General features: G+C 38.0%; 2 protein-coding genes. Both read left to right on the forward strand.

The features are described from left to right. The first annotated feature begins 96 nt into the window (after window positions 1-96). The gene (locus C7H19_RS27070) at window positions 97-219 is read left to right on the forward strand and encodes a hypothetical protein (protein WP_281261741.1); all 123 of its coding nucleotides are present in this window, start codon (window positions 97-99) and stop codon (window positions 217-219) included. 91 nt (window positions 220-310) lie between these two features. Continuing rightward, the coding region (gene rppA, locus C7H19_RS25245) for a two-component system response regulator RppA (RefSeq protein ID WP_106459636.1) at window positions 311-1,017 on the forward strand (707 nt) is incomplete at its 3' end.

Consider the following 1,017-nt stretch of genomic DNA (forward strand, 5'->3'; position numbering starts at 1 on the left):
AAAATAGGGATGTCTTTGCTTCTTACAAAGCAAGTTTAGGGTTTATTTGGGCTTGATTTGTGTTTAAGTCCCACTAACACAACAATATCAGTTAAGATGAGAGGTATTTTAACCCCTGGTTACCCTAAGACATGGCAATATAAACTTTATGGTAAGTTTGTTGGGATCAATCAAGAAATTCCTCTCGGATTAGCCCGAATTCAAACTTACGGTAACTAATCAATTTTTAAACTTTTGTATCTTGCTAGGAGGAAACTTTCCTAGCAAATTTGTGTAGCTCATTGCCGAAATTTCAAAATGGGTAGATTTTATGAGGGTTCTGTTAGTAGAAGATGAATCAGATTTAGGTGAGGCAATTAAACGAATTTTAATTCAGGAAAAGTATATCGTTGACTGGGTACAAAATGGTGACGAAGCTTGGTCTTATTTACAGAATAAATGGACTAACTATACCCTAGCTATTTTTGATTGGTTGCTGCCTGGAATATCAGGCATTGAACTTTGTCAACGACTCAGGAAGCAAAACAGTTCATTATTAGTTTTAATGCTAACGGCAAAAGATCAACTAGAGGATAAAGTAGAAGGATTAGATGCAGGTGCAGACGACTATCTAGTTAAACCTTTTCTTAGGGCGGAACTACTAGCCAGAATCAGAGCTTTGCAAAGACGATCGCCTCAACTCCAAGCCCAAAAATTGCAACTTGGTGGACTAATCCTCGACTATAGCACTCGTACTGTCTGTGTTCAAGCTATTCGGGGACAACAATTTATTCCTTTGACAACGAAAGAGTTTCAAATATTAGAATATCTGATGGAGCATCCCAATCAAATCCTAACCAGCGAACAGATTCGGAATCAGATCTGGGAAATTGGAGCAGAACCCGTCAGTAACGTCGTAGCGGCTCAAATTCGCTTGTTACGACGTAAATTAGAATCACTTAACTGTGGTGATTTAATTGAAACTTTACATGGAGTTGGCTATCGTCTAAATGCCTATGCAACAAAACAGCTTATTCA

This window comes from Aphanothece hegewaldii CCALA 016 (assembly GCF_003007785.1).
GTDB classification, from domain to species: domain Bacteria; phylum Cyanobacteriota; class Cyanobacteriia; order Cyanobacteriales; family Microcystaceae; genus Chroococcus; species Chroococcus hegewaldii.